Origin of the sequence: Exiguobacterium sp. TDN 0502 (assembly GCF_050846835.1) — a bacterium.
GTDB lineage: Bacteria > Bacillota > Bacilli > Exiguobacteriales > Exiguobacteriaceae > Exiguobacterium_A.
In genome coordinates, this window is the sequence record NZ_JBOZGJ010000001.1 from 408,783 (window position 1) to 432,739 (window position 23,957).

General features: G+C 50.0%; 26 protein-coding genes and 1 other annotated feature. Of the genes, 8 read left to right on the plus strand and 18 right to left on the minus strand.

What is annotated here, in order from left to right; genetic code table 11:
- Positions 1–144 precede the first annotated feature (144 nt).
- The 9 genes from cccB to ACRPK8_RS02025 all read right to left on the minus strand — a co-directional run bounded on the left by cccB (position 145) and on the right by ACRPK8_RS02025 (position 7,886).
- On the minus strand, positions 145–516 hold the full coding sequence (gene cccB / locus ACRPK8_RS01985) for a cytochrome c551 (RefSeq protein ID WP_432236668.1): 372 nt from the start codon (positions 514–516) through the stop codon (positions 145–147).
- A 115-nt stretch (positions 517–631) separates the two neighbouring features.
- Positions 632–1,501: a YitT family protein gene (locus ACRPK8_RS01990; RefSeq protein ID WP_023469242.1), complete on the minus strand. Its 870-nt coding sequence runs from the start codon at positions 1,499–1,501 to the stop codon at positions 632–634.
- A gap of 97 nt (positions 1,502–1,598) precedes the next feature.
- Positions 1,599–2,102, minus strand: a complete 504-nt coding sequence (locus ACRPK8_RS01995) for a GNAT family N-acetyltransferase (RefSeq protein WP_432236669.1) — start codon at positions 2,100–2,102, stop codon at positions 1,599–1,601.
- Positions 2,102–2,869, minus strand: coding sequence for a class I SAM-dependent methyltransferase (locus ACRPK8_RS02000; protein WP_432236670.1), 768 nt, complete (start codon positions 2,867–2,869; stop codon positions 2,102–2,104). The genes ACRPK8_RS01995 and ACRPK8_RS02000 overlap by 1 nt, the downstream gene beginning before the upstream one ends.
- Positions 2,870–2,929: 60 nt before the next feature.
- Positions 2,930–4,030 carry a peptide chain release factor 2 gene (gene prfB / locus ACRPK8_RS02005; RefSeq protein WP_432236671.1) on the minus strand — a complete coding sequence of 367 codons (1,101 nt, stop codon included), beginning with the start codon at positions 4,028–4,030 and terminating at the stop codon, positions 2,930–2,932.
- 68 nt (positions 4,031–4,098) lie between these two features.
- Complete coding sequence (gene secA, locus ACRPK8_RS02010; protein WP_432236672.1) at positions 4,099–6,618, minus strand: preprotein translocase subunit SecA; 2,520 nt, start codon at positions 6,616–6,618, stop codon at positions 4,099–4,101.
- 3 nt (positions 6,619–6,621) lie between these two features.
- Positions 6,622–6,750 carry a hypothetical protein gene (locus ACRPK8_RS02015; protein ID WP_432236673.1) on the minus strand — a complete coding sequence of 43 codons (129 nt, stop codon included), beginning with the start codon at positions 6,748–6,750 and terminating at the stop codon, positions 6,622–6,624.
- 85 nt (positions 6,751–6,835) lie between these two features.
- A complete protein-coding gene (hpf, locus tag ACRPK8_RS02020; RefSeq protein WP_035410035.1) occupies positions 6,836–7,399 on the minus strand; it encodes a ribosome hibernation-promoting factor, HPF/YfiA family in 564 nt (187 codons plus the stop codon).
- Between the two features lie 286 nt (positions 7,400–7,685).
- A complete protein-coding gene (locus ACRPK8_RS02025) occupies positions 7,686–7,886 on the minus strand; it encodes a cold shock domain-containing protein (protein ID WP_023469248.1) in 201 nt (66 codons plus the stop codon).
- 251 nt (positions 7,887–8,137) lie between these two features.
- On the opposite strand from ACRPK8_RS02025, the gene ACRPK8_RS02030 reads away from it, so the two are divergent.
- The 8 genes from ACRPK8_RS02030 (at position 8,138) to ACRPK8_RS02065 (ending at position 15,144) form a co-directional block, all read left to right on the plus strand.
- The gene (locus tag ACRPK8_RS02030; protein ID WP_029342501.1) at positions 8,138–8,644 is read left to right on the plus strand and encodes a competence protein ComK; all 507 of its coding nucleotides are present in this window, start codon (positions 8,138–8,140) and stop codon (positions 8,642–8,644) included.
- A 108-nt stretch (positions 8,645–8,752) separates the two neighbouring features.
- Positions 8,753–10,594, plus strand: a complete 1,842-nt coding sequence (locus ACRPK8_RS02035; protein WP_432236674.1) for a hypothetical protein — start codon at positions 8,753–8,755, stop codon at positions 10,592–10,594.
- A gap of 15 nt (positions 10,595–10,609) precedes the next feature.
- A complete protein-coding gene (locus ACRPK8_RS02040) occupies positions 10,610–10,900 on the plus strand; it encodes an EscU/YscU/HrcU family type III secretion system export apparatus switch protein (protein ID WP_432236675.1) in 291 nt (96 codons plus the stop codon).
- Positions 10,897–11,289: a flagellar export chaperone FliS gene (gene fliS, locus ACRPK8_RS02045; RefSeq protein ID WP_432236676.1), complete on the plus strand. Its 393-nt coding sequence runs from the start codon at positions 10,897–10,899 to the stop codon at positions 11,287–11,289. Before ACRPK8_RS02040 ends, fliS (ACRPK8_RS02045) begins: the two co-directional genes overlap by 4 nt.
- On the plus strand, positions 11,286–12,176 hold the full coding sequence (locus ACRPK8_RS02050; protein ID WP_432236677.1) for a flagellin: 891 nt from the start codon (positions 11,286–11,288) through the stop codon (positions 12,174–12,176). Before fliS (ACRPK8_RS02045) ends, ACRPK8_RS02050 begins: the two co-directional genes overlap by 4 nt.
- Positions 12,177–12,189: 13 nt before the next feature.
- On the plus strand, positions 12,190–12,630 hold the full coding sequence (locus ACRPK8_RS02055) for a YaaR family protein (protein WP_432236678.1): 441 nt from the start codon (positions 12,190–12,192) through the stop codon (positions 12,628–12,630).
- Between the two features lie 24 nt (positions 12,631–12,654).
- Positions 12,655–13,317 carry a DUF2225 domain-containing protein gene (locus tag ACRPK8_RS02060; protein WP_432236679.1) on the plus strand — a complete coding sequence of 221 codons (663 nt, stop codon included), beginning with the start codon at positions 12,655–12,657 and terminating at the stop codon, positions 13,315–13,317.
- Between the two features lie 87 nt (positions 13,318–13,404).
- The gene (locus ACRPK8_RS02065; RefSeq protein WP_432236680.1) at positions 13,405–15,144 is read left to right on the plus strand and encodes a diguanylate cyclase domain-containing protein; all 1,740 of its coding nucleotides are present in this window, start codon (positions 13,405–13,407) and stop codon (positions 15,142–15,144) included.
- Positions 15,145–15,194: 50 nt separating this feature from the next.
- On the opposite strand, the gene ACRPK8_RS02070 is transcribed toward ACRPK8_RS02065, so the two are convergent.
- The 9 genes from ACRPK8_RS02070 to ACRPK8_RS02110 all read right to left on the minus strand — a co-directional run bounded on the left by ACRPK8_RS02070 (position 15,195) and on the right by ACRPK8_RS02110 (position 23,729).
- Positions 15,195–15,371 (minus strand): hypothetical protein, encoded by a 177-nt coding sequence (locus tag ACRPK8_RS02070; protein ID WP_169738097.1) that lies wholly within the window; start codon positions 15,369–15,371, stop codon positions 15,195–15,197.
- A gap of 27 nt (positions 15,372–15,398) precedes the next feature.
- Positions 15,399–15,752 carry a hypothetical protein gene (locus ACRPK8_RS02075; protein ID WP_432236681.1) on the minus strand — a complete coding sequence of 118 codons (354 nt, stop codon included), beginning with the start codon at positions 15,750–15,752 and terminating at the stop codon, positions 15,399–15,401.
- Entirely contained in the window at positions 15,749–16,117 is a 369-nt protein-coding gene (gene fliS, locus ACRPK8_RS02080) for a flagellar export chaperone FliS (RefSeq protein WP_432236682.1), read from the minus strand. The genes ACRPK8_RS02075 and fliS (ACRPK8_RS02080) overlap by 4 nt, the downstream gene beginning before the upstream one ends.
- 15 nt (positions 16,118–16,132) lie before the next feature.
- The gene (gene fliD, locus ACRPK8_RS02085; protein ID WP_432236683.1) at positions 16,133–17,701 is read right to left on the minus strand and encodes a flagellar filament capping protein FliD; all 1,569 of its coding nucleotides are present in this window, start codon (positions 17,699–17,701) and stop codon (positions 16,133–16,135) included.
- A 17-nt stretch (positions 17,702–17,718) separates the two neighbouring features.
- Complete coding sequence (locus ACRPK8_RS02090; RefSeq protein WP_432236684.1) at positions 17,719–18,075, minus strand: flagellar protein FlaG; 357 nt, start codon at positions 18,073–18,075, stop codon at positions 17,719–17,721.
- 505 nt (positions 18,076–18,580) lie between these two features.
- Positions 18,581–19,768 carry a flagellin gene (locus ACRPK8_RS02095; RefSeq protein ID WP_432236685.1) on the minus strand — a complete coding sequence of 396 codons (1,188 nt, stop codon included), beginning with the start codon at positions 19,766–19,768 and terminating at the stop codon, positions 18,581–18,583.
- A 214-nt stretch (positions 19,769–19,982) separates the two neighbouring features.
- Positions 19,983–21,266, minus strand: a complete 1,284-nt coding sequence (locus ACRPK8_RS02100; protein WP_432236686.1) for a methyl-accepting chemotaxis protein — start codon at positions 21,264–21,266, stop codon at positions 19,983–19,985.
- 163 nt (positions 21,267–21,429) lie between these two features.
- Positions 21,430–22,938, minus strand: coding sequence for a peptide ABC transporter substrate-binding protein (locus tag ACRPK8_RS02105; protein ID WP_432236687.1), 1,509 nt, complete (start codon positions 22,936–22,938; stop codon positions 21,430–21,432).
- A 98-nt stretch (positions 22,939–23,036) separates the two neighbouring features.
- Positions 23,037–23,274: a binding site (T-box leader), on the minus strand.
- 62 nt (positions 23,275–23,336) lie between these two features.
- Entirely contained in the window at positions 23,337–23,729 is a 393-nt protein-coding gene (locus ACRPK8_RS02110; RefSeq protein ID WP_064299399.1) for a hypothetical protein, read from the minus strand.
- Positions 23,730–23,957: the final 228 nt, after the last annotated feature.

The window sequence follows — 23,957 nt, forward strand, 5'->3', positions numbered from 1 at the left end:
ACCTACCGACCACCATTATAACAGGGACAAAATTGAACGCACATTACAATCAAATGTCATTTCAGGCGATTATACCATAAAAAGGGGGTACGAATGACGAACACATGTCGCGTGTGTCATCTCGTACCCCATCATATCCCATAATTATTTTTTGTCAGCGAGCCAGTCCGCAACAGCCATGATCTCTTTATCATCCTTCAGGATTCCAGCAGGCATTTGCCCTTTCCCGTTCTTGATGATGTTTTGAATCTCTTCTGAAGAGTATTTCGAGCCGACCTTCGTTAAGTTCGGTCCGACGTTCCCCTCCAGATTTTTACCGTGACACGTCGCACAGTTGTTCGCGAAGATTTTTTCCGCATCAACGGCTGATTCCGTCTTCGACGAATCATCGTTCATCGTTGATTCGTCATTTGACCCTGACGATGAGTCATTAGAGCTGGAATCGTCACTGCCGCACGCTGCGAGCGCAAGCGTCGTTCCTAGTCCTAATGCGAGTAACAAGTTTTTCAGCTTCATCCGGATATCCCCCTCAAATAAGTATCGACATAAACGCTTCTGACCTAGTAAGAGTATAACCGTTATCCGGTAGAGTTAAGCGTGATTTCACAAAAACTTCACGAGTTCGGAACAATTACGGCACATTGCGGTAGCGTTTATCATCCGTGAAGCCGAGACCGAGCACTTCATGGGCTTCACTGACGACAAGAAATGCCGACGGATCGATGTGTTTGACAATCTCTTTGAGCGTCGTGATTTCCCCTTGACGGACGACGACCATCAGCATCGGTTTCCGGGTCCGCGTGAAGGCTCCCGCCGCTTCAATCTCCGTCGCCCCGCGATCGAGCGTCTCGAAGATTTCCTTCACTAACGCTTCGCGCTGATCGGAGATGATATAGGCGAGCTTGTCGTTCGTGATCCCGAGCTGGACGACGTCGATCATCTTGATCGTGATGAACAGGGCGACGAGTGCATACAGACCGATTTCAAGCGAGAAGATCGTCGCCGCACTGATGACGATCGTTCCGTCGAGCAAAGCAATACAGAGATGGAGCGGTAGCTTCGTGAAACGGTGCAGAATTTGCGCGATCAGATCCATCCCTCCGGTCGACGCACGACCGCGGAAGATCAGACCGAGTCCGATCCCGACACCGGCACCACCGAAGATTGCAGCAAGCATCGGGTTCATCGTCGCAGCCGGGACGTCGAACCGTTCATATACGAGGATGACGACCGGTAAGAAGATCGACCCGACGAGTGATTTGACGCCGAAACCCATCCCGAGAATCATCCAGCCGATTGCGAGCAAAACGACGTTTGCGACGAGTTGGAACAAGCCGGGTGAGATCCCGAACAGATCGTTTAAGACGATCGATAACCCACTGACCCCTCCCGAGGCGAGCTGATTCGGTGCTAAAAATAAACTAAAGGCACTTGCGACGAACAAGGACCCGATTAACAAATACGCATAATCGCGCACGACTTCCTGACGTGTCGATGTCATGACATTCCATTTCCCCTTATCAATTGATTCTCGTGTTTCATTTTAGCGGAAAAGTCAGACAACGACTAGACAGGCGGAACAACTCACAGTGTTCCCTTTATACCGCACTAAAGGGTGGACTGTAGCGGACGATGCCGCTGACGCCACGCAGTCCATTCCGTTCAAGCGCAAGGACGAGAAAGACTTCCGGTGGAACGGGGAACGGTGGCTCAATCCCGTAGTCAATCGCCCGTTCGAAACCGAACTGCGGATAGTAGCTGTCGTGACCGAGTACGACAATGTGTGATTCACCAGCCTCCCGCGCATCCTCGATTACTTGGCGGATCAACTCAGAGCCGATTCCTTTTCGTTGCCAGACCGGCAGGACGCCGACCGGCGCTAAAGCAAGCGACGGAATATCACCGATATGAATCCGGCTCAAGAGGACGTGTCCGGCGATTTCTCCTTTATCAGTCACCGCGACGCGACCGAAGACCGGTTGCGCCGCTTCGTCCTCGCGTAACGCCTCGACAAGATTCGCTTCGTTCGGTTGCTCAAACGCCGCTTCGTGAACGAGTCGGATTCCCGCTGCATCCTTGAAGCCTTCTTTCCGAATGATCATCAACCATTTCTCCCTTCACGTGATTTAGTTGCGAGGAGCGTGAATTCACCCGGAATGTTCTCACCGTTCCAGCCGCGATGCTCCTCAAACTGTTGCAATGTAAAATGCGTCGCGATGACGCCATTTAGAATTTCACTCAGCGTAAAATAGCGGACGGCAACGTCCGGGAAATCTGCTTGTTCCTGATCGGTAAAGTGCGATTTGTACGCCAAGTCACTCGCGTGCAACGCTTGATCGAAATAGCGCGGTCTATACGTCAAATCCGCATCGATCCAGCGTCCGACCGGATGAAAGTCACTGAGGATCAGCTGTCCACCGGGCTTCAAGATCGCAAAGAGAATCTGCAAGAAACGCTTCAGATCAGCAAAATAATGTAAGATACCGCCTTCTAAGTAGAGGATATCAAACCTATCACTGTATCGCGTAAGATCGATCGCATAAATATCACCGATGATGTACTCGATTTTTGTCTCAGCATAGTGCGCCAGTTCAAGTGCGTACCGCGCATTCTCTTCTGAGATATCGAATACCGTGACGTCTGCTCCAACTAACGCTAACGGAACAGCTTTGCGTCCATTCGAACCGCAGATGTTCGCGATCGCCTTGCCCGCGACATCTTCGAAATAATGCCGGTGTTTCTTCAGCATTGCTGCTGGATCTGCTTTAATGCTGGTAGCATATTCTGCCGGTGCCCCGTCACGTTTTACCCAAAATTCATACGCCCGGTATTCCCACGCCTGCTTGTTGATCCGACTTTGTTCCTCCATCGTTTTTCCCCCTTTGACGGTCAAAAAACCAGTCGAACATCGTCCGACTGGTTGGTTGTCTTACATATTCATGAGACGGAGGTACGCATCGATGAAGCCCATGATGTCGCCATCCATTGCTCCTTGCGTGTTCCCGACTTCATAGTTCGTCCGGTGATCCTTGACCATGCTGTATGGGTGGAAGACGTACGAACGGATTTGGCTACCCCACGCGATATCCGATTTTTCGCCACGGATCTCGTCGAGTTTCTTTTGTTGCTCTTCGATTTCGCGTTGGTAAAGTTTTGCTTTCAACATCTTCATCGCCGCTTCACGGTTTTTGATCTGCGACCGTTCTTGTTGACAGGAGACGACGACGCCTGTCGGAACGTGTGTGATCCGGACAGCCGAGTCCGTCGTATTGATGTGCTGACCACCGGCACCAGAGGCACGGTACGTGTCGATCCGCAAGTCTTCTGTTCGGACTTCGATATCGATGTCATCGTTGAATTCTGGCATGACGTCACACGAGACGAACGATGTATGACGGCGACCTGACGAGTCAAACGGCGAGATCCGAACTAAACGATGGATCCCTTTTTCTGCTTTTAAGTATCCATAGGCATTGTGCCCTTGAATACGAAGCGTGACCGATTTAACACCTGCTTCATCACCCGGTTGATAGTCCATCGTTTCGACTTTCCAGCCCTGCTTGTCGCAGAAACGTTGGTACATCCGCAGCAACATCGATGCCCAGTCTTGTGACTCGGTACCACCCGCACCCGGGTGTAGCTCGAGGATTGCGTTGTTCGCATCATATTCACCATTCAAGAGGATTTGCAGTTCGAAGTCGTCGAACTTCTTCTTGAGGTCACCGAGTTCTGACTCGAGCTCTTCTTGAAGATCCGCATCCGGCTCTTCCTTGATCAATTCGTACGTCAAAGCGACGTTCTCGTGACCTGCTTCGAGTTCTTTATATTTGTCGACCATCGCTTTTAAGCCGTTCGACTCATCGATGACTTTTTGTGCTGATTCCTGATTGTTCCAGAAGTCCGGGTACGTCATCTCGTTTTCAAGTTCTTCGATTCGGGCAATCTTCGACTCGAGGTCAAGTGATGCCTTATATTCGTCGAGTTTCTTTTCCATCCACTCGGCGGTGTTGCGAATTTCTGCTAATTCCATGGGTTCCACCTTCTCTTTCCGTGAAAAGAGGCAGGAATCTCCTGCCTCTCTTTCAGTCGATTCATCACTTATGCCTGACGGCCGTGACAGTTCTTATATTTCTTACCGGATCCACACCAGCACGGATCGTTACGTCCGATTTGGTCGTTTGGATTTTTCCGGACCGGTTTTTTCTTGACCGCTTTGTCTTCCTTACCAGAAACCGCGACTTCGTCCTGGACGACTTTTTCGCGTTTGAGGTTCGGATCGAGATCCGCACGAAGGACGAATTGCGTCACTTCTTCTGCGATCGCAGCGTTCATCGCATCAAACATCATCGAACCTTCCGATTGGTATTCCCGGAGCGGGTCGTTTTGACCGTATGCCCGGAGGTGAATCCCTTCACGGAGTTGATCCATCTGATCGATATGGTTCATCCAGTGTTGGTCAACGGCACGCAGGACGATGACTTTTTCGAACTCATCGAATGCTTCTTCCGGTACTTCCGAGCGTTTGTGCTCGTAGTGCGCGAACGTCCGCTCTTTGAGCAACTCGATGATTTCTTCGCGTTCTTTTCCGAAGAGGTCGCTTTCCGTGACCTTATCTTCAATCGCAAGCGTCTGGTTCGCCCACTCTGCAAGCGCACCGATGCTCCACTCCTCCGGTACGAATTCGACCGGCGTATATTGATGGACGCCTGCTTCGATCGTCTGCTCGATCATCGGACGGACGATATCTGAGACCGAACCGGCATCGAGAATCGCTGCCCGGTCGGCGTACATGACTTTCCGTTGGTCTGCCATGACGTTATCGTATCCGAGGACTTGTTTCCGTGCATCGAAGTTATTGCCTTCGACCCGTTTTTGAGCCGATTCAACGGCACGAGACACCATCCGGCTCTCGATCGGTTGTGAATCATCCATTCCAAGACGATCCATCATCGATTGCAACGAGTCGGAACCGAAACGACGCATCAGTTCATCTTCAAGTGACAGATAGAATTGCGACGCCCCTGGGTCCCCTTGACGACCGGCACGACCACGGAGCTGGTTATCGATCCGGCGTGATTCGTGACGTTCTGTCCCGAGGATATAGAGACCACCTTTATCTAAGACACCTTGTCCAAGCTTGATGTCGGTACCACGACCGGCCATGTTTGTTGCGATCGTGACCGCGTTCGGTTGACCGGCGTTCTCGATGATTTCCGCTTCACGCGCGTGGTTCTTCGCGTTCAAGACTTCGTGACGGATGCCGCGTTTCTTGAGGATGTTACTGAGCAACTCTGACGTCTCGACGGCAACCGTACCGACGAGGACGGGTTGTCCTTCGCGGTGGGCACGTTCGATTTCATCCGCGACGGCTGCGAACTTCCCGTTCATCGTCTTGAAGATCAAGTCCGGCATATCGTTTCGGACGACCGGTTTGTTCGTCGGCACCGGTACGACGTGCATGTTGTAGATATTACGGAACTCTTCTTCCTCCGTCTTCGCTGTACCGGTCATCCCGGCAAGCTTCGTATACATCCGGAAGAAGTTCTGGTACGTGATCGTCGCAAGCGTCATCGATTCGCGTTGAATCTCGACGCCTTCCTTCGCTTCGATTGCTTGGTGCAGACCTTCCGAGTAACGGCGTCCTTCCATGACCCGACCTGTGAATTGGTCGATGATCATGACTTCGTCTTCGCGGACCATATAATCTACGTCACGGTGCATGACGGCGTTCGCCCGCAGTGCAAGACTCAAGTGATGGTTGAGCGAGACGTGGTCGAGACCAAACAGGTTATCGATGCCAAAGTATTTCTCAGCCCGGTCGATTCCCTGCTCCGTCAGCAGGACACTCTTCGTCTTGATGTCGACCGTATAGTCTTCATCTGCCGTCATGATTTTCGCGAACGCATCGGCTTGCGAATAGAGCGCTGTCGATTTCTCGGCCGATCCTGAGATGATGAGTGGTGTCCGCGCTTCATCGACGAGAATCGAGTCGACTTCATCGACGACGGCATAATTGAGTGGACGTTGAACGCGGTCTTCTTTATAGAGGACCATGTTGTCACGCAAGTAATCGAAACCGAACTCGTTGTTCGTTCCGTACGTGATATCACAGCCATAGGCTGCTTGTTTTTCCTGACGTGACATGCTTGAGAGGTTCAAGCCGACCGAGAGACCAAGCGCCGCATAAAGCGGCTCCATGATGTCACGGTCACGTTTTGCGAGATATTCGTTGACGGTGACGACGTGTACGCCGTTACCAGCAAGAGCATTTAAATAAACAGGAAGTGTCGCGACGAGTGTCTTCCCTTCCCCGGTTTTCATTTCAGCGATATCCCCGTTATGCAGGACATATCCACCGATCAACTGGACGCGGTAGTGGCGCATGCCGAGAACGCGTGTCGAAACTTCGCGACAGACCGCGAAAGCTTCCGGTAAAATATCATCTAAGTCTTCTCCGTTAGCGAGACGCTCACGGAATTCAACGACTTTTCCTTCAAGTTCTTGATCCGATAATGCACCGATTTGTGTCTCGAGTGCTTCCACAGCGTCTGCTGCTTTTTCGGCTTTCTTCAGGACACGTTTCGTTGGTGCAAATAATTCTTTTAGAAAATTAGCCATGCCTTACAGTCCCCTTACTTCGAACGATTCTTTGAACGAACAGAATTCCGAGATTTTTCCTTTATTCAGTGTACCGAATACGACGTCAAATTTCAACAAGCGGACCGAGCCGCCGTCTCGGTCTTTTGTCATAGGGCAAACGTAACCGGTTGAAAAATAGTTTTTCATCATATCAAAAAAAGGGACCCGCCCGTAAGAGCGAGTCCCTGTGTATTCATTATTCTGGTTCAATCAAACCGTAACGACCATCTTTCCGACGGTAGACGACGTTCGTGTTGCCTGTTTCTGCGTCTGAGAAGACGAAGAAGGCATGTCCGAGCATGTCCATCTGAAGAATCGCTTCTTCCGTATCCATTGGTTTGAGTGTGAAACGCTTCGTCCGAACGAGTTCGAGTTCTGCCTCGTCCTCTTCATAGACTGGCGCTTCCGCTTCCGGTCCTTCGAGCGTTTTGAAGTACTCTCCGATGCCGCCTTCTTTAGCACGCCCTCTCCGGTTCAACTTCGTTTTGTGTTTCCGGATCTGGCGTTCGAGTTTATCGACGACGAGGTCGATGGCTGCATACATATCGCCATTGACATCCTCTGCACGGAGCAAGAGGTTTGGCATTGGAATCGTCACTTCGACTTTTTGTTTCTCATTGTTGACTTTGAGATTGACATAAGCCGTTTGCGCTTCCGTAGGAGTTGTAAAATAACGAGTTAACTTTTCAAGCTTTTTCTCGACGTAATCCTTGAGAGCATCTGTGACGTCCAAGTTTTCACCGCGAATGTTGTAGATCATGTAAACTCCTCCTTAAGTAACCGGTTGAACCTATGAATTCGAGATGCTTCAGTCGTTTCCTTCTGAATATTCGAAATTCTTTTGGTTCGTTTTTATTATAGCACGATAAGTGAAGGAAGACCATGAAAACGGTGACATTCTCATGAACGTTCCCATCGGTTCTTAGCGTACGATAATATTGAAGCATGTTGATGTTAACGTATATACCCGTTTTATTCGAACTCAAAACAAAACAAAAAACCGCTTTTAGGCGGATAGCCTAAAAACGGTGGCGGCTGCTATTGGATTAGATCTTTGAAACGTTCGCAGCTTGTGGACCACGATCGCCTTCAACGATTTCAAATTCCACTTCTTCGCCTTCTTCAAGTGATTTGTAACCATCGACTTGAATTGCTGAGAAGTGTACGAATACGTCTTTAGCGTCAGACGTTTCGATGAAACCATAACCCTTTTCAGCATTAAACCATTTCACTTTACCTTGTTCCATTCGAATTCACGTTCCCTTCGCAAACCAGAGTTCGAGAGCAAGCTCTCTACGGCTTAGTCTATCAAAAGAAGGAATTATTGACAATTAAAAATTCTGATTAATTTGAATTCATCGCAGAAAATGAATAATTTTCCCTACTTATTGGTGTATATTTTAAAAAATTACATTGTCATTACAGTTGTATTATTGTATTATATCGTTAGTAATTACCTATTTTATCCATTGTCCTATCTTAAGGAGGATGTAGTCGAATGCGACCATTCCATAATGACGAAAAGTATCGAATCACGAAACGGACGGTGGCGATTCTCCCGTGCTACGACATGATGAAGCAATCCATCATCGTACTCGAGGATGGCTCGACCATCATGACACCGCTTCGGCCGTATCAACTACTGCAGCTTTCCTGCAGGCAATACAACAGTTCCATCGAAGAACGCATCGTGACAGCAAAACGCGTCGCATCCGTAAAAGGAAAAGTCCCCGTCGTCATCGAACCGACACTTGGTCTCGTCTTTTTCCCAACGAAATCACCGAAACGTGATGATTGCGAGTGGTACGCTTGGAGCCACATGTCCGAAGTCATCGAGGAAGACGGACAGACGAAGCTCAAGACTCGTAACGGCATGATCCTTCCCGTAAACGCCTCTCCTTACATCGTCCGCAACCAAATGAAAGCAACTGGCGAGCTGATGGCTCGTTACCAACAATTGAACGCGATGACATTAGAGGAACGCTTTAATGCAATCAAATCTTAAGCAGGAACCGTAAAAAAATCAGGGTTGGGCGATGAATTCGCTCAATCCTTTTTGCTTTCTGCCGATATATAATAAGATGACAGTTTTAAAAAACAAGGAGGCTTCTCGATGAACATCCAATTGAACCCGGCACGACCGGCGCAACCGCCCGGTCAGGCGCCGCTTTCGGATACGAAGACCTATAAAGGAACGGTCCTTGAGCAGACCGGTCCGCATACGGCACTCGTCCAGGTCGGTCGGGATAAGATCGAGATGACCTTCACGGGCGACGTCCCGACAGGTGATTTCCAGTTCAAGGTCAAAGGACAGACAGCTGAAGGTTACCTGATCGAACAATTAACTCCCGCAACACCGGACGCAGAAACGCCACCCGTCCTGTCCGTTCCGTCAAACGTCGATCCCGCGTTGCTCGAAGGCGTACCGGCTGAATTGAAGCAGGCCGTCGCGAAATTGCTCGCGAGTGGTCAATTGCCGCAAACTCCGGAAATCGTCGCTAAGCTTGTAACGGCACTGCAAGGGACATACAAGGACCTGGCACTCGAACTCGTGTCGCGACCGGATGCGGCACTGCCGGTTGACGCCGACGTCTTGATCGCGAGTCTGCTGGCGACGACGGAAGACTATTCGGACGTCCTGCCGGAACGTGACGCTTTAAAGGAGCATCCGACGTTCGAAAAAGCCGTCGCCCTTGATGTCGCCCGCGTCACCCTGCCGACGCAACGCGAGATCGAGACCGCGTCGCCTCTTCACATCCGTCAGTATATCGAACACCTACCAGCAGAAAAACGACCAGCACTCGTCGCTACGCTCGACCAAGGTGATGTCGAGACGGTCCGCACACAACTGGCGCCTTACTTCCCGCAAGCGCCACTTGAGCCAAAGACAAGCGTCCGCGAGCAACTGATCGGTCTGACGGCACGGGCAAGTCAACCGGAATCAACAGGGCAAACGGCACCGGTCCGATCAGCCTTGACGCTTGTCCGCGAAGTGACGCCACGGCTCGCTGAGATCACGAACGATTTCAAGAGCCAACAGCGAACAATCGTCTCGCAACTCCGGCAAATCGAACCACTTGTCGAGACACGTCCCGTCCAGATGGTCGCCGTCATCGAAAGTACGGCGCAACGCTTAAAACAAGTCTTTCAGCAAACCGACGCCCTACTGCACACCTCGATGAAGGACGAAAAACAACTGATCCACTTCTTATCGAAACTCGAACGGGGGGCGGAACTGGCATTACTCGGACGCGGGACGGAAGCAAAAGCCGTCTTACAGGACGTCCGGGTCGCCTTTGAAGCGTTCCGGTACGCGCCGGCGAACGTTCGTCCGACTTACTTACCGGAGATGCAGGGGCCGCCACTTGCGCTACCAGCGCAAGCAGCAACAAAAGCTGTTCCATATGAGCCGCAACAGAACAGTCCACGCCTCTTACAGGAGACTGTCCAAAAGACGCTCCAGCTCCAGTCGGCGGAACTGAAACTCAGTACGCCGGCAGCGAACCCGGAAGCTGCGAAACTGCAGACGTTCCTCACAACACAACAGCAAGTCAATAAACCGGACAGTCAGCAACAGTTGAACCAGATTCTCCTCGCACTACCGGTCCAACTCGTCGAGGCAACCGCCGGACTCCACGTCCATTTGCAAAACAAACGCCCGGACGAAGTAATCGACTGGGAAAACAATACGTTGTACGTCCAGCTCAACACACCACGCCTCGGAGAAATCGGTGTCCGGGTCGAGACCGTCAACCGAAAGATGCAGATCACGATTGAAAATGATTTCCCGGTCCTTGAGCAACTGGCGACACCGTTCCTCGACCGGACGACTGATGCCTTGCAAACGACCGGTTATCAGGACGTCCGGATCCAGTTCCGTCCGTTCACGCGCGAGCAGATCACGGAAACCGTCAAACAAGACGAGACACCACGTGGCTACGACTACCGTATTTAAAAAGGAGAGACCGTTATGTATCAGAAAATCGATTTAACCGGACGCAAGACGGCTGCCGTCCTCCGTTACGACGAAGCATCCGGTCAGGCACCGGTCGTCGTCGCTCGGGCTAGCGGTCAAGCCGCCGATCGAATCCTGCAGGAAGCACGGGCGAATGGCGTCGCGATTGAACACGACACTTCATTGCTTGGTCACCTGCTCGACCTCGACCTCGGGACGGCGATTCCGCCGCAACTATACGACGTGATGGCAGAATTGCTCTTATTGATCGAAGAACTCGACAATGCGAAAGGACGGCACTCATGACAGAACAAGAACTTTACGCGATGACCCCGCAACAGTTGACGGAAGTCATGTTGACGGGACTCGTCCTCCAATACGACCAGGCTATTCTCGCGCGTGCCGCGAACCGCTTTGACGAGGTAAACGAACGCTTACAAAAAGCTTATCAGTTACTCGACAAGCTGCAGGCAGGACTGCACGACGACGGCGGTATCATCACGGCACAACTTGACGCACTCTACCACTATCTCGCCGAGCAAACGTTACAGGTCTATACGACACCAGCAGTCCTCGACGAGTTACTCGAACTGGCAGAAGACTTACGCGTCACCTGGCAAGCGGCACAGACCGTCGATCGACCGCTCGTGCGCGCCACACATCATCAACGATACGAAGGGATGGAATACGAATGAGAATCACGAATAACGTCCAAGCCTTGAAGGCTTATCGCAATCTCAGCATCAACCAGACGAACGTCAAGACGACGATGGATAAACTGTCGAGCGGTCAGAAAATCAACCGGGGAGCGGATGATGCAGCCGGACTCGCCATCTCGGAGAAGATGCGCAATCGCTTGAAGGCACTTGATAAAGCGGAACAGAACGTCCTTGACGGTGTCTCGATGATTCAAACGGCTGAAGGCGGTTTGAGCGAGACGCATAACTTGTTGCAACGGATGCGCGAACTCGCCGTCCAAGCCGGGAACGGCACACTTGCGACCGAAGACCGGACAGCGATCCAGGAAGAGATCAACCAACTGACGAATGAAGTCTCGCGGATTGCAAAGACGACCCAGTTCAACGGCAAAGAGTTGTTGAGCGGGAAGTTCAACGATGCCGACAACGCCCTGTTCATCCAGACGAATGCTGGGGCAAACGAAGGCATCTCAATCACGATTAACGACATGCAAGCCCTCGCGATCGGTGTCAGTTCAACGACACAAGCTGATCCCTCGATCCGTCCGCTCGATTTCCCGAGTGGTGACGCACCGGAGTACGCCCTGAGCGTCATGACGGCAACGGACGCGAACGACGCAATCAGCCGTTATACGAAAGCAATTGATACGATCTCCCAGCAACGGGCACAACTCGGGGCAATCCAGAACCGGTTCGAAGCGACATCGTCCGTCCTCAGCGTCAGCGTCGAGAACTTGACGGCTTCAGAATCACGGATTCGCGATACCGATATGGCACGTGAGATGATGGAATATGCAAAATATAACATCCTCAATCAATCGGGGATGGCGATGATCGCTCAAGCGAATGCCCTGCCGCAAGGCGTCTTACAATTACTCAACTAAGGAGGCAGAACCGATGGATATCCGCCGCATCCAGGAAACACAACGTCTACAGTCGCTCACAGGCGGTCCGCGTGAAGTCGAGGCGTCGACGACCTTCTCTGCCCTGATGCAGGAGAAACGGGAACATAAAGGGTATGAACGTCTGCAACAGAAACTCGCCCTCGTCGAAGAACACGGGCAATTGCTCGCTGAGAGTCAGACGATTGAACACCTCGAAAGCTATAAAGAAAAGATCAAGGACTTCTTAAAAGATGCCCTCGACCAGTCGCAACAACTCGAAGAGAAGCGCGGCTTCAACCGCCGCGGTCGGACGAAGATTTATAAAGTCGTCGAACAAGTCGATGCGAAGCTTCTCCAGTTGACGGATACGGTCATCTCCGGTGAGTCGCGCCGCCTCGATATCCTCGACCAAGTCGGCGAGATCAAAGGTATGCTCGTCAACGTCTTCGTGTAATTCATAGTTAGAGGAGTTCCCTACATGCCAGACTTATATCTTAAAAGATGCACCTGCCCCTATTGCTTGAAGACAACGGAAACGAAACGTGTCCTGTCACGGCACATCCGTGTTGCCTCGACCGACTTTGATGGCTTCATCCGTCATCAAGGCGTCAATGTCTATCTCTACGAACCGGTCCAGTGCAGTCATTGCCGGTTCTTCTTCCATGAATCGTTCGAAAAGTTATCGCCGGACGTTCGGACGACACTGCAGGACCACATCCTGCCGACGCTTCCCGTCTTACCGTTTGCTAGCACGGAGCGGACGATCGAGCAGGCGATTCAGCTCTATAAGCTCTGCCTTTACACGGCACAAGTGACGGAGCAGAAACCGGCAATTCAAGCGATGCTTGGTGTCCGTCTGTCCTGGTTGCATCGTTTGACTGAGCAGTCGGAAGAAGAACAGCTTTGGGCGAACCGGGCGATCGAGAAGTACCTTTTGCTTTATGAAAGCTATACTTCGGTCAAGGAAAGCGGGATTCCAGAAGACGTCCTCTTGCTGCGGATCGCCGATTTGTACGCTGTGACGAAAGAGAAAGAACAGGCCCGGCTATGGTACAGCCGTTTGTTCCAAAGTAAAACGGCGACTGACAAAATCAAAAAAGACGCACGAATCCACTGGGAATGGGTGCAAGAGCAGGACTAATCCTTGTTCGTCAGTAGACGGAACAAGGATTTTTTTCACCACTCGTCGAAAAAAGCCAACACACTGTCTTAGGAAAGGAGGTCCGGCATGCGACCGACGTTACCCATTGTTTATCTACTGATCAGTTATGGCTTGATGGTGCTCTTTAGCGGCACGCCCTTCGTTCCACCCGTTGCTGTGCTTTCAACGCTACTCGGCGTCACCTATATCGCGATAAAAGCCAGGCGCTGGTTTTTTCCGCAACACCCAAAACGTTCGGTTGGCATCGCAATCCTCCTGTTTGCAAGCGGTCTGTGGATCAACTTCATCCTGACCTTCATCCCGCATCCACCGGAAGTCGACTCTGCTGCCAACCTGACGCTGACTGCCTTTCTCGCGCTGACTGCGATCGCCTTTGCCCGGTTGATCGACTGGTCATCGATCCGCCATGCGCGACTGCTTTATATCGATGGCATCCTGTTATTCGGAATGGTCTTCGTCTTCGGCTACACAGTCATCCTACAGCATTTACCGACCTTCGCTCGCTCCGACATCGAGTTCGTCGCCATGCTTGGCTACGCCATCAGTTTCATTGCGCAGTTGTTTTTCTTTCTGATTTTGTATGCGACGGGACTCCGGGGGCCGGCACATCAACGGCTGATCGTCGCCATGATGGTATTCATCGTGGCGAATCTCGGATATTATACATTCTTCCTGCGAAATGAATTGGTCTACGCGGCATGTTTCTTCCCGTTTTATGCGGTCAGCTTGTATCAGTTAGCACTTTACTTCAAAGACGTCCCACCAAAGGAGCCGGCGCGCGACCGGCTCGGACGACCGTACCTCCCGTATATCAGCCTGATCGTTTTACTGACAGGCGTGACATTCCTGCCGATGGCGCAGGATGTCTACTTCCCGACACTGATCGTCCTGTTTTCGTTGTTTACGTTTCGCCAGTTTTTCTCTGAACGGCTGAATCGCCGATTACTGACCGAACTCGAGACATTCGAAGTCGACTTAACACACCGGATCGACCGTCATACGGCACAGCTGGAACTCCGAAAGGAAGAGTACCGGCGTCTGTTCCTCGCTCACCCGCAACCAATCGTTCGATTCGACGGCAATGGGCATGAGAAAGCGATGAATCCGGCGGCAGAACGCTATTTTCCACATGGTTATGTCCCTGATGCGTTAGTCGATCAACTGATTGCGGCGTTTCTTAGACTAGAGACAGATGAAAAGCAACTGGTGATGCGTCCCGTCGACGGACGGACGTTCGAAGTGACGTTGATTCCGATTCCGGGAGAAGCGGATCTCTATGTCATCCTGTCCGATGTGACGGAAGCCTTATCGCAAGAAAAATGGCTCCAGGAACTCGGTTATCATGACGCCTTGACGGCACTTCCAAATCGCCGCTACTTCGAGGATCATCTCGGAGCGCAACTGGCGACCTTGACCGAAGGATCACTTCTGTTCATTGATCTCGACGGCTTTAAGCAAATCAATGATCGCTATGGACACGATGCCGGCGATTACGTCCTGCAGGAGACGGCGCGACGCTTGCAACTTGATTTAACATCTGATGATTTAGCGGCACGGCTCGGTGGTGACGAGTTTATCGTGTTCCTTGCCCGTAGTCGCGCGGAGACGATCATCTACGCCGAGAATGCCCTCCTTCGCCTGAATGATCCGTTCTTTTTGGATGCCGAAGCGATGCATGTCACCCCGTCGATCGGCATCGCCCGTTATCCTGAGGATGGACGAACGACGAGTCTATTATTGATTCGCGCCGACGAAGCGATGTATAGCGTCAAACAAGCTGAGAAGAATGCGTACCGCTTTAAGTGAACGGCAAAATGCCCTATCCACGGAAATGGACAGGGCATTTTTTCATGAGGTTACGACTCACGACGATATTTTTCTTCTTCATAGGCATCTGGTGCATCGGAGACAGGGCGTTCGAACTCTTCCCATGATTCCGATTCAACGTCCGGTTCAATGAACTGATCGTACGAGCCATCCGATTGGAAATACGGCTGCGGTACGGGACGCTTTTTGTCTTCCCGCTTGGTCACGAAAGATCCCTCCCTCACACAAGAAAGTTACTGACGAGAATCAAAATACGGTGAAAAACTATGATCGACTTCCTCGTACGGATCGACGTACGATTTACGACTCGTTTGCGTCTGACGCAACTGACTGATTTGTACCCCTAATTTAGCCGTTTCCGCCGATAATTTCAAGTCGATTTTCCGACTATCGGCGACGAGTTCCTGGATGATGGCTTGATTGGCACCAGCCAGCAGGTTCGAGTGCGCCGCAATGAACGCTTCCCGTTCGTTCAAGAGACCTTGAATCTTCTCGATCCATTCGTCGTACGTCTCCTCATCCGGCGTTTGATCAAGCAGTTCGATCAGTCGTTTTGTCTTCAGGCGAAGCGGATTGAGCGGACTCATCGTTGCCGCGCGAGTTTCATCGCTTCTTTCCACGTCTCGCGGAATTCTTCGGCAAAACCGATCACTTCGTCGATTGCAACGAGGTCATTTTTGACGTTGGCATCCATCAAGCGTGTTTGCATATAGTCATACAGGCTATTCAAGTCTTTCGATAAGGCGATCGATTGATTGAGCGTCAATTGCAATTCGGTAATGATCGCCTGCGCTTTTTGGATATTCGTGTTTTTTTGTTCAATCATCTTCTGTTCGATCGCACGTTTCGCAAGCATCGAGAATTTGATCAATCCTTCATATAACATTAGTGTTAAGTCTTGAGGTAACGCTGTCGTTACCGAGTTCGTTTGATACGTCGCATAAGGGTTCATCGCGTTTCCTCCTTTTTATCCTTGTCCGAGGTAGCCGGCAAGCGTCGCCGATTGACTGTTCGCTTGGTTCATCGCTTGTTCCATTGCCGCGAATCGGCGATAGTAACTGTCTTCTTTCCGCTTTAGCTTGTCTTCCCACGACAACATGCTCTTATCGAGATCAGCGAGTGACTTTCCGAGTCGATATGTCGTTGCAACCGCTCCGTCCCGTCCGGCGACTCCAGAAATCTTATCGCGGAGCGTCGTCGCAAACCCTTGAATCTGACGGACAAATCCGTCGAGTCCATTGGGGTTCGCAACAGTATTACCTTGTGCATCTTTCGTCGGCTCCGGTGCATCAGCTGTGAATAGCTTAAAGACACCTTCCGGCTGTTCTTCAAGCATCTTCTTCAGTTTTGTCTCATCGATTTTCAGCTTCCCGCCGTCCCGGAAGTCACTCGTTGAAGTGATTCCGATTTGCGACATGTACTGGAGTTGAATCGTATCTGTTCCTGACGTGTACGAATAACCGGTATCGATTTTTGAAGAAATCGCACTTCGGAATTGATTCAGCCCGTCCTGTAAGTAGCTATCGTTCTTCAGCACACCACTCATTGCTTTTTCTTCCCACTTCTTGACTTCATCCTCGCTCAGTTCCTTACGTTGAGCATCCGTCAATGGTTGGTAGTCACGATATTTTTCTTCACGAACCTTTTTGTTCATCTTATCGATGACATCGTTATATTTATCAACGAAGTTCTTGATCGAATCAAAGTTTTTCTGCGTATCGAGCGTCGTATTAATCGTCGTCGCTGTTTCCGAGACATTATTCAAGGTGATCGTCAGACCGTTCTGCGTGAATGTATTTGTCGTCTGTTCGAGCTGTTGTCCACCAATCGTGTATTTCGCATTTTTTCCTTCACGACCGAATGTTGCGTCCTCTGAATTGACCTTTGCAGTGTTATTCGAGGCATCAACAATCGAGATATCGGCACCTGCGGGATTTAAGTTACCGGTACTCGTTTTCGTTAAGACGAGTTTTCCTGTTAAATCGTTGAAGACGGCGTTCATCCCGAGACTGGTTTTCCCGTTGATTGCCGCTGTCAAATCCGAGATCTTTTGCGTTGCATCGAGCTGCAATGTCTCCGTCACGGCTACACCTGCCGCATCAAAGGTATTGATTTGCACATTGATCTTTCCATTCGCATCCTTCGCAAACAATCCACTCTCTTCAAGTGTGGCATCACTTTTCTTCCCGCTTGCTGCGACCATCGTTACCGAAGCGGCACTCGCGAGCTGATCAATGCTGTCAATCGTCACACTGCCCGCTGGTGCACCGGGACTTGCCGTTACCGTCAATGCCGTCGGATTGGAACTCGTAACGGTTTTTGATTGATAGTTCTTTGATAAGAGCATATCGCTTGCGGCTGTCCGGAAATCAAGCAGCGCCCGGTTCATCTCCCGGTAGGCATCACGTTGCCACGTCAACGTCTGTTTCTTTTGCGATAACCGGTCGACCGGCGCTCGTTCCGCCTGCATCAACTGTTTGATCATCGTTTCCGTATCAATCCCACTTGCAAGACCACTTATTCGAATACCTGCCATCCAATCAGTCCTTTCCGTTAAACCCGTTTATCAATCAATTGATTAAATTCCATGAAGGCCGCAAAGAAATCGAGTTCTTTTTTACTTGGAATTTCTTGAACGACGTTATTATTCGTATCAACGACTTGAATGTAATATTCATTCAGTTGTTCATGTTTGACGAACTTCAAGCCCGTTCGTTGCAGTTCGAGCTTTACGTTCGCTTGCTCCATTGCTGTTTCGAGCTTTGTAATATGTTGGGGTGTCGGTAAGACAACGACTCCTTCTTCTGCTAATGCTTCCTGATTCGCTTCCACAAACACATTCCGTGTCGCTTCGTACGGTAGGACGTTCGAAGGCAGATGAAGGCGAATTTCCGTATTAATGGAATTCATAGTCGGTCACTCCTTATTTGTTCTCTATGTAGTATATCGGTCAATTCATTGAATTTGTTAGAGTTCGAGTAGAACAAAACAAAAAAGGCCACGGAACGAGTCCGTGACCTGAACAATCGATATGTGCCAATTACGATTAACGGAGTAATTGGAGAACGCCTTGCGGCTGTTGGTTCGCTTGCTACGCGCATTAGCTTTCGCTAATGATAAGACTATATCTTCATCCTTAAACTTCAAGGAGCTGGGCACTTCCCCCGCCGTTTACGGAGTACGGATTTCATAACCATCGGACAAGTCCATTAGGTCGTCTATCCTAGTCGTTGAACCTTCACCAAGGTTTCCCTACAGGTGCTTGGCTGCTGATTGTCCAATTCTTGATGTTTTTCAGAACGATCACGCTCGCCGTTTCCAGCCACGTTGTCGTACATCAAGACTCTCAGGAGTTCCAGCAATTCACCCAGTCATGATCTAACCCGTTACCAGATTAGACGCCCGGTGGAATCAATCATCGAAGGAGTTGAAGAACGCCCTGCGGTGTCTGATTCGCTTGAGCCAACATTGCTTGTGCAGCTTGTGCAAGAATCGAGTTCTTTGTTTGGTTCATCATTTCTTTTGCCATATCAACGTCACGAACGCGTGATTCAGCCGCTGTTAGGTTTTCAGAAGATGTCTTGAGGTTGTTGATTGTGTGCTCGAGACGGTTTTGGTTTGCACCAAGTTTTGAACGCTCAGCAGAAACTGTATCGATTGCAGTTTGAATTTTCGTAACTGCACTTGCTGCGTTAGCATGTGTCGAGACATCTAATGCTTGTTCAGTTGTAGTATTATTAGTGCCATCTGTGACTGCTAATTTATCACTTGTTCCAGCTGTTGTGATTCCAAGAGCAGAAGCACGCATGTCTGCAATATCGAGCGTCAGACTTTGATTTTCGTTAGCACCGATTTGGAATTTCAAGCTCTTTGATGCATCTGCAATGACTTCTGCTTTCGCCGCTACTCCAGCGTTGTCAATTGTCATCGTTCCGCCTGCAACAGTAGGGTTAGTTGAAGACTCCGCACCAGCAGCTTGTGTAAGTTCAAGTTTCCCACCTACATTTGCCGCAGTATATTTTGCAGTAAATGCTGCATCTGCTCCCATAGCAGTTACGACCGCATCTACGTCTGCTCCAGTGAAGTTTGTTCCATCAACTGTAACACCTGCTGTTACAGTATCAGTAACACCGATAGTAAATTTACCAGCTACAGCCGTTACCGCTGCACTACCTGCACCATTTTTACCACCATCAAGTAATTTCTGAGTATTGAACTCAGTAGTGTTACCGATACGGTTAATTTCAGAAGTTAAAGAGTTAATTTCTTTTTGAATCTCTCCACGGTCAGATGTTGTGTTTGTATCGTTTGCCGCTTGGTTGGCAAGTTCACGCATCCGTTGAAGAATATCGTGTGTTTCATTTAAAGCACCTTCGGCTGTTTGAATGAGTGAGATGCCATCTTGTGAGTTACGTCCAGCTTGATCAAGTCCACGGACTTGAGCACGCATTTTTTCAGAAATCGCAAGACCAGCTGCATCATCGCCTGCTTTGTTGATACGAAGACCTGAAGCCAATTTCTCCATTGATTTACTTTGAGCTGCAGTAGCACTCGAAAGTTTGTTGTGTGTGTTAAGCGCTGTTACGTTGTGATTGATAATCATTGTAATTTCCCTCCATAGGATTCATTTTTTGTCTCTTTGAAGATCCGTCTTCTCCGAGATGTGCCCCCTGGCCGGCCCAAGGGCGACACGGTGGATGAAGTCGATGACTGCTTCCACCCTATATATCGTCGTCCGCCCGAAATGTTTAACAACTTTCTTCAAAAAAATGCAAAAAAATCGTACATCCGGTTTAGATGTACGATTTCCTCATAGTTTAGAGACGCGTTGCGCCCGTCTCTTCCTGTAATTGCTCCGCTACCGCTACAAGCTCTTCCATCGCTCCGTTGACTTCGCCGAGCGATGCTGCTTGATGACTTGACGCCTGCAAGACTTGCTCTGCGTGATTCGATGCTTCCTCGACCATCGCAAGGATATTCGCAGTCGTTAAACCGACTTGATCAATCTCTTGATCCGATTTGACAACGAGCTGGTCAACCGATTTGACACGCGAGTAGACGTTCTCCGTCGAATGGTGAATCTCTTCAAATGACGATCCTGCTTGCTCAACAAGTCCAACACCTGTCGCTACTTCACTCTGAACATCGGTCATTGCGTTTGCCGTATCATTAACAAGACGCTTGACACCAGAAATCAAATCCGTGATTTCTTTTGCGGATGTCGCTGTCTGTTCCGCCAGTTTTTTGACTTCTGCTGCGACGACCGCAAAGCCACGTCCTGCCTCTCCTGCACGTGCCGCTTCAATCGATGCATTTAAACTGAGCAAGTTCGTCTGTGCCGAAATATCACTGATGACATCCGTGATCCGCGAGATCTCACCTGTCATATCCGTCAGACGACCATTGAGCGTTGCCGACTGCTCCATCTTCTTCGAAATCATATGCATCGCTTCGACGGAATCGGTTGCGAGTGTCTTCCCGTTCTGAGCTTCCGTCTGCATGACCGTCGCCGATTTCAACGCTTCATTCATCTCTTTTGCGACTTCATCCATCGTCCGTTTGACGGCACCGAGGGCATCCATCGATAGGTACGCTTGGTCAACGTTCTCGTTCATCTTCGCTGACAGCTCTGCCATTGCTGAACGAATGCTTTCACCCGATGCGTTACCTTCCTGGACTGCTGCTGCAATCTCTTGTGCGGACGCTGTCAGCTTATCGCTTGAGCTTCCCATCTGTGTCGCCTGTTTGCGGATATGTAAGACCATCACTTCGAGTTCGTGCATCAGTTGGTCAACTTCATCCCCACGCTTCGCTTCTTCGAAATCGACGTTGAAGTTACCATTTGCGACTTCGCGTGCCGTTTCTGTTGCCTTTTCGATTGCTTTGATCGGTTGACGCAAGATCAACTGAATCAATGACGTCCCAATCAACGATAACAATAAGCCAATCCCTGCTCCGAACCAAATCGCGTTCGTATCCGCGACATCAAGTCCACGATGGAGATAAAGCACAAGTTGGGCTGAGATGCCGCTCGTGATGACTGAGATGGCTAAGACCCAAAAGAATAACCGTACCTTCAAGTTGCTTCGTAATTTACGCATAACCGAAACTCCCTTTCCTGTATCTTCTTTCACCGTCCTCTCTATCGGTTTCTTTTGTAACCGTTTCAAGTCAGTTGACCTGATTTTCAAAAGTGATTACCAGCGAACTGACAAAATCCATTAAAAAGAGTGATGGACCAAATCATCCATCACTCTCTCTTTCTTATTTCCGCTCAATCTCAACATATTTATATGAGATATCCGTTCCAACATTATGACGGACGAGATTTTTGACTTCCGTGTTTTGCAGGAAGGCATTCTTCCGTTGGTAGACAGGTGAGATCGCTTGATCGTCGAGCAATACACTTTCTGCTTTACTGAGTAAGGCAAGACGTTTGTCTTGATCGAGCTCACTTTCAGCCTGCTTCAAGAGACGGTCATATTGTTTGTTCGAGTAGTCCATCATGTTGAACGGGTTACCCGTCGTGAACAAGTTCAGGTATGTCGTTGCATCCTGATAGTCCGGCGCCCAGCTCGCGAGTGACAGATCGTAGTCCCCTCGCCCTTCACGCGCAAGACGCTCTTTCTTCGGCAGTGACAACAGTTTCACGTCGACGTTCTGTTTCTTCAATGCCCCTTGGATATACTCACCGATTTTTTTCGAGACGTCATCGTCTTCAATCAACATCGTCAGCTCAAGCTTTTGCTTCGCCAGCACTTTGTTTGCCGCTGTAACATCATATGACGATTCGATTTGACGCGCACTATCGTATTTCGGATCAAGTTCTTGTGGCACGATGTAGTCAGCAGGGAGTGATCCGTTTCCAAGTAACGTCTCCGTCAACGCTTTCTTATCGTATGCTGCGTCGATCGCTTGGCGTGTCTGCTTGTCTTTCAAGGCATCCGTCTTTTCGTTCATCCGGATGAAGAACATCCGCGAATCGCTGAACGTGTTGTACTCTTTTTTCCCTTTGTACGTGACGACGTTCTCTGAGTTGAGTGGTGCGACATCGAGATCGCCGGACTCGAACAAGTTGATCGCAAGCATCGGATCTTTGATGATTTTGACGTCGACTTCGTCGATTTTGACGTTTTTCCGGTCTGCATACTCAGCGTTTTTCGCAAGCGTATAGCCTTGTTCGGCTTGATATTTTTTGAATGTGAATGGTCCGTTGTAAACGTTCGTTTTTGGATCCGTCCCGAACTGGTCACCTTCTGCTTTGACGATATCTTCCCGGACTGGCATATATGTGCCGAACGTCGTCATGCTGAGGAAGTATGGTGTCGGACGTTTCAATTCGATTCGAAGTGTCTCGTCGTCGACGGCTGTCGTTTTTTCGACTGGCTCAAGCAAGTAAGCGAACGGTGAGTTCGTTTTGACGACACGCTCGAACGCATAACGGAAGTTCTCCGCAGTGACCGGCTTTCCGTCCGACCATTTCGCATTCGGGTCAAGCTTGAACGTATAGACTTTACCGTCTTCAGAGACGCTATGCGATTTCGCTGCCGCTGGAACAAGTTCGTTGTTCGCGTCAAAGCGATAGAGTCCTTCGTAGATTTGGTTGAAGATGTTTGATGTGATGGCGTCTGCCGGGTCAACCGACAGGAGATCGTAACTTTCCATCGTATGCAGGACTTTTTTGTCCACTTGTTTGTCTTCTGCTGGTTCTGTCGTTGCACATCCTGCGAGTAAAACTGCCGTACTCGCCGCTGCGATCAATGTCTTTTTCATGTGTAGTGCCTCCTGAGAAATATGATGAGCGCTGGATGATTCGGCATACCTTGACGTACAACAAAAGGCGTCCTCTATGCATAGCTAACAGCTAATGCATAGAGGACGCCTGTATCCGCGCGGTGCCACCTCTGATTGAGACGAAACATCGTCTCCACTTGTCACTGGTCCAACAACCAGCTAGCCCGGTAACGGGGGCAACCGTCCTGTCTACTCGAAGGTTCAACAGGCTCTCAGCGGTCCATTCTCGTTCAGCTTACCGTGTCAGGCTCTCACCATTCCTGACTCGCTTGGTCGGCAGTGTTGACGATACTTACTCCGCGTCGTCGATGTAATTGATATGGCTTAACTTGTTGTTTACTTTACACGGCTTATTTTTCGCTGTCAACGAAAAAAACTCAGAACGGATGGTCTTCTTGTTTTTCTTGCTCCCGACGGACCGGACGTGGTCGAATCGGTTCGACATGTTTGACATGTGTCCGTGTAACGATTCGGTTACTGAGTGCTGCATCGACGAGAATCGTGATTGCTGCTGCCATGTGTAAGAACATCCCGACGACCGGAATGACACCGACCGTTGATGCGACGATCCCGACGATGTTCCCTTTTGAGACGTTCCCGGCACGTGCCGTCAATACGACGACGACGATGTGAAACGCGAGCATCAACCACAGGGCATTGTAACCTGAGAAAATAACGATTGAACCACCTAGGAGCGGAATCCCGAGCACCGCTTCCATTCCACCTGATACCCACTTCAACGTCCGCAATGAATCCTGTCGACTCTCCATGACGTCGCCTCCTCTTTTTTTCCATATGTCTAGTATACGACGGATTGCAGAAAAGGTTCCAACGTTTTTGTTTAGTTTCTGTATTAATCATCACAAAAAAAAGAACGATCCGGAGACCGTTCTTCGATGAGGCATCACACGTCCACTCGACTCCTACAGGAAAAAGCGCAGTCGCGCTGTCAGAGACAAACAAGACCCGGCTCTGCGTCGAAGACGACAGCGCCGCGG

Bases quoted from the DNA above. Each gene is read 5' to 3' on its own strand.
- ACRPK8_RS02035 (WP_432236674.1), top strand. From the start codon at position 8,753: ATGAACATCCAATTGAACCCGGCACGACCGGCGCAACCGCCCGGTCAG.
- fliS (WP_432236682.1), bottom strand. From the start codon at position 16,117: ATGAACCCTTATGCGACGTATCAAACGAACTCGGTAACGACAGCGTTA.
- ACRPK8_RS02015 (WP_432236673.1), bottom strand. From the start codon at position 6,750: ATGACAAAAGACCGAGACGGCGGCTCGGTCCGCTTGTTGAAATTTGAC.
- fliD (WP_432236683.1), bottom strand. From the start codon at position 17,701: ATGGCAGGTATTCGAATAAGTGGTCTTGCAAGTGGGATTGATACGGAA.
- ACRPK8_RS01990 (WP_023469242.1), bottom strand. From the start codon at position 1,501: ATGACATCGACACGTCAGGAAGTCGTGCGCGATTATGCGTATTTGTTA.
- ACRPK8_RS02105 (WP_432236687.1), bottom strand. From the start codon at position 22,938: ATGAAAAAGACATTGATCGCAGCGGCGAGTACGGCAGTTTTACTCGCA.
- ACRPK8_RS02000 (WP_432236670.1), bottom strand. From the start codon at position 2,869: ATGGAGGAACAAAGTCGGATCAACAAGCAGGCGTGGGAATACCGGGCG.
- fliS (WP_432236676.1), top strand. From the start codon at position 10,897: ATGACAGAACAAGAACTTTACGCGATGACCCCGCAACAGTTGACGGAA.
- ACRPK8_RS02030 (WP_029342501.1), top strand. From the start codon at position 8,138: ATGCGACCATTCCATAATGACGAAAAGTATCGAATCACGAAACGGACG.
- ACRPK8_RS02050 (WP_432236677.1), top strand. From the start codon at position 11,286: ATGAGAATCACGAATAACGTCCAAGCCTTGAAGGCTTATCGCAATCTC.
- prfB (WP_432236671.1), bottom strand. From the start codon at position 4,030: ATGGAATTAGCAGAAATTCGCAACACCGCCGAGTGGATGGAAAAGAAA.
- ACRPK8_RS02040 (WP_432236675.1), top strand. From the start codon at position 10,610: ATGTATCAGAAAATCGATTTAACCGGACGCAAGACGGCTGCCGTCCTC.
- ACRPK8_RS02065 (WP_432236680.1), top strand. From the start codon at position 13,405: ATGCGACCGACGTTACCCATTGTTTATCTACTGATCAGTTATGGCTTG.
- ACRPK8_RS02055 (WP_432236678.1), top strand. From the start codon at position 12,190: ATGGATATCCGCCGCATCCAGGAAACACAACGTCTACAGTCGCTCACA.
- ACRPK8_RS02075 (WP_432236681.1), bottom strand. From the start codon at position 15,752: ATGAGTCCGCTCAATCCGCTTCGCCTGAAGACAAAACGACTGATCGAA.
- ACRPK8_RS02095 (WP_432236685.1), bottom strand. From the start codon at position 19,768: ATGATTATCAATCACAACGTAACAGCGCTTAACACACACAACAAACTT.
- secA (WP_432236672.1), bottom strand. From the start codon at position 6,618: ATGGCTAATTTTCTAAAAGAATTATTTGCACCAACGAAACGTGTCCTG.
- hpf (WP_035410035.1), bottom strand. From the start codon at position 7,399: ATGATCTACAACATTCGCGGTGAAAACTTGGACGTCACAGATGCTCTC.
- ACRPK8_RS02110 (WP_064299399.1), bottom strand. From the start codon at position 23,729: ATGGAGAGTCGACAGGATTCATTGCGGACGTTGAAGTGGGTATCAGGT.
- ACRPK8_RS02025 (WP_023469248.1), bottom strand. From the start codon at position 7,886: ATGGAACAAGGTAAAGTGAAATGGTTTAATGCTGAAAAGGGTTATGGT.
- ACRPK8_RS02100 (WP_432236686.1), bottom strand. From the start codon at position 21,266: ATGCGTAAATTACGAAGCAACTTGAAGGTACGGTTATTCTTTTGGGTC.
- ACRPK8_RS01995 (WP_432236669.1), bottom strand. From the start codon at position 2,102: ATGATCATTCGGAAAGAAGGCTTCAAGGATGCAGCGGGAATCCGACTC.
- ACRPK8_RS02090 (WP_432236684.1), bottom strand. From the start codon at position 18,075: ATGAATTCCATTAATACGGAAATTCGCCTTCATCTGCCTTCGAACGTC.
- cccB (WP_432236668.1), bottom strand. From the start codon at position 516: ATGAAGCTGAAAAACTTGTTACTCGCATTAGGACTAGGAACGACGCTT.
- ACRPK8_RS02060 (WP_432236679.1), top strand. From the start codon at position 12,655: ATGCCAGACTTATATCTTAAAAGATGCACCTGCCCCTATTGCTTGAAG.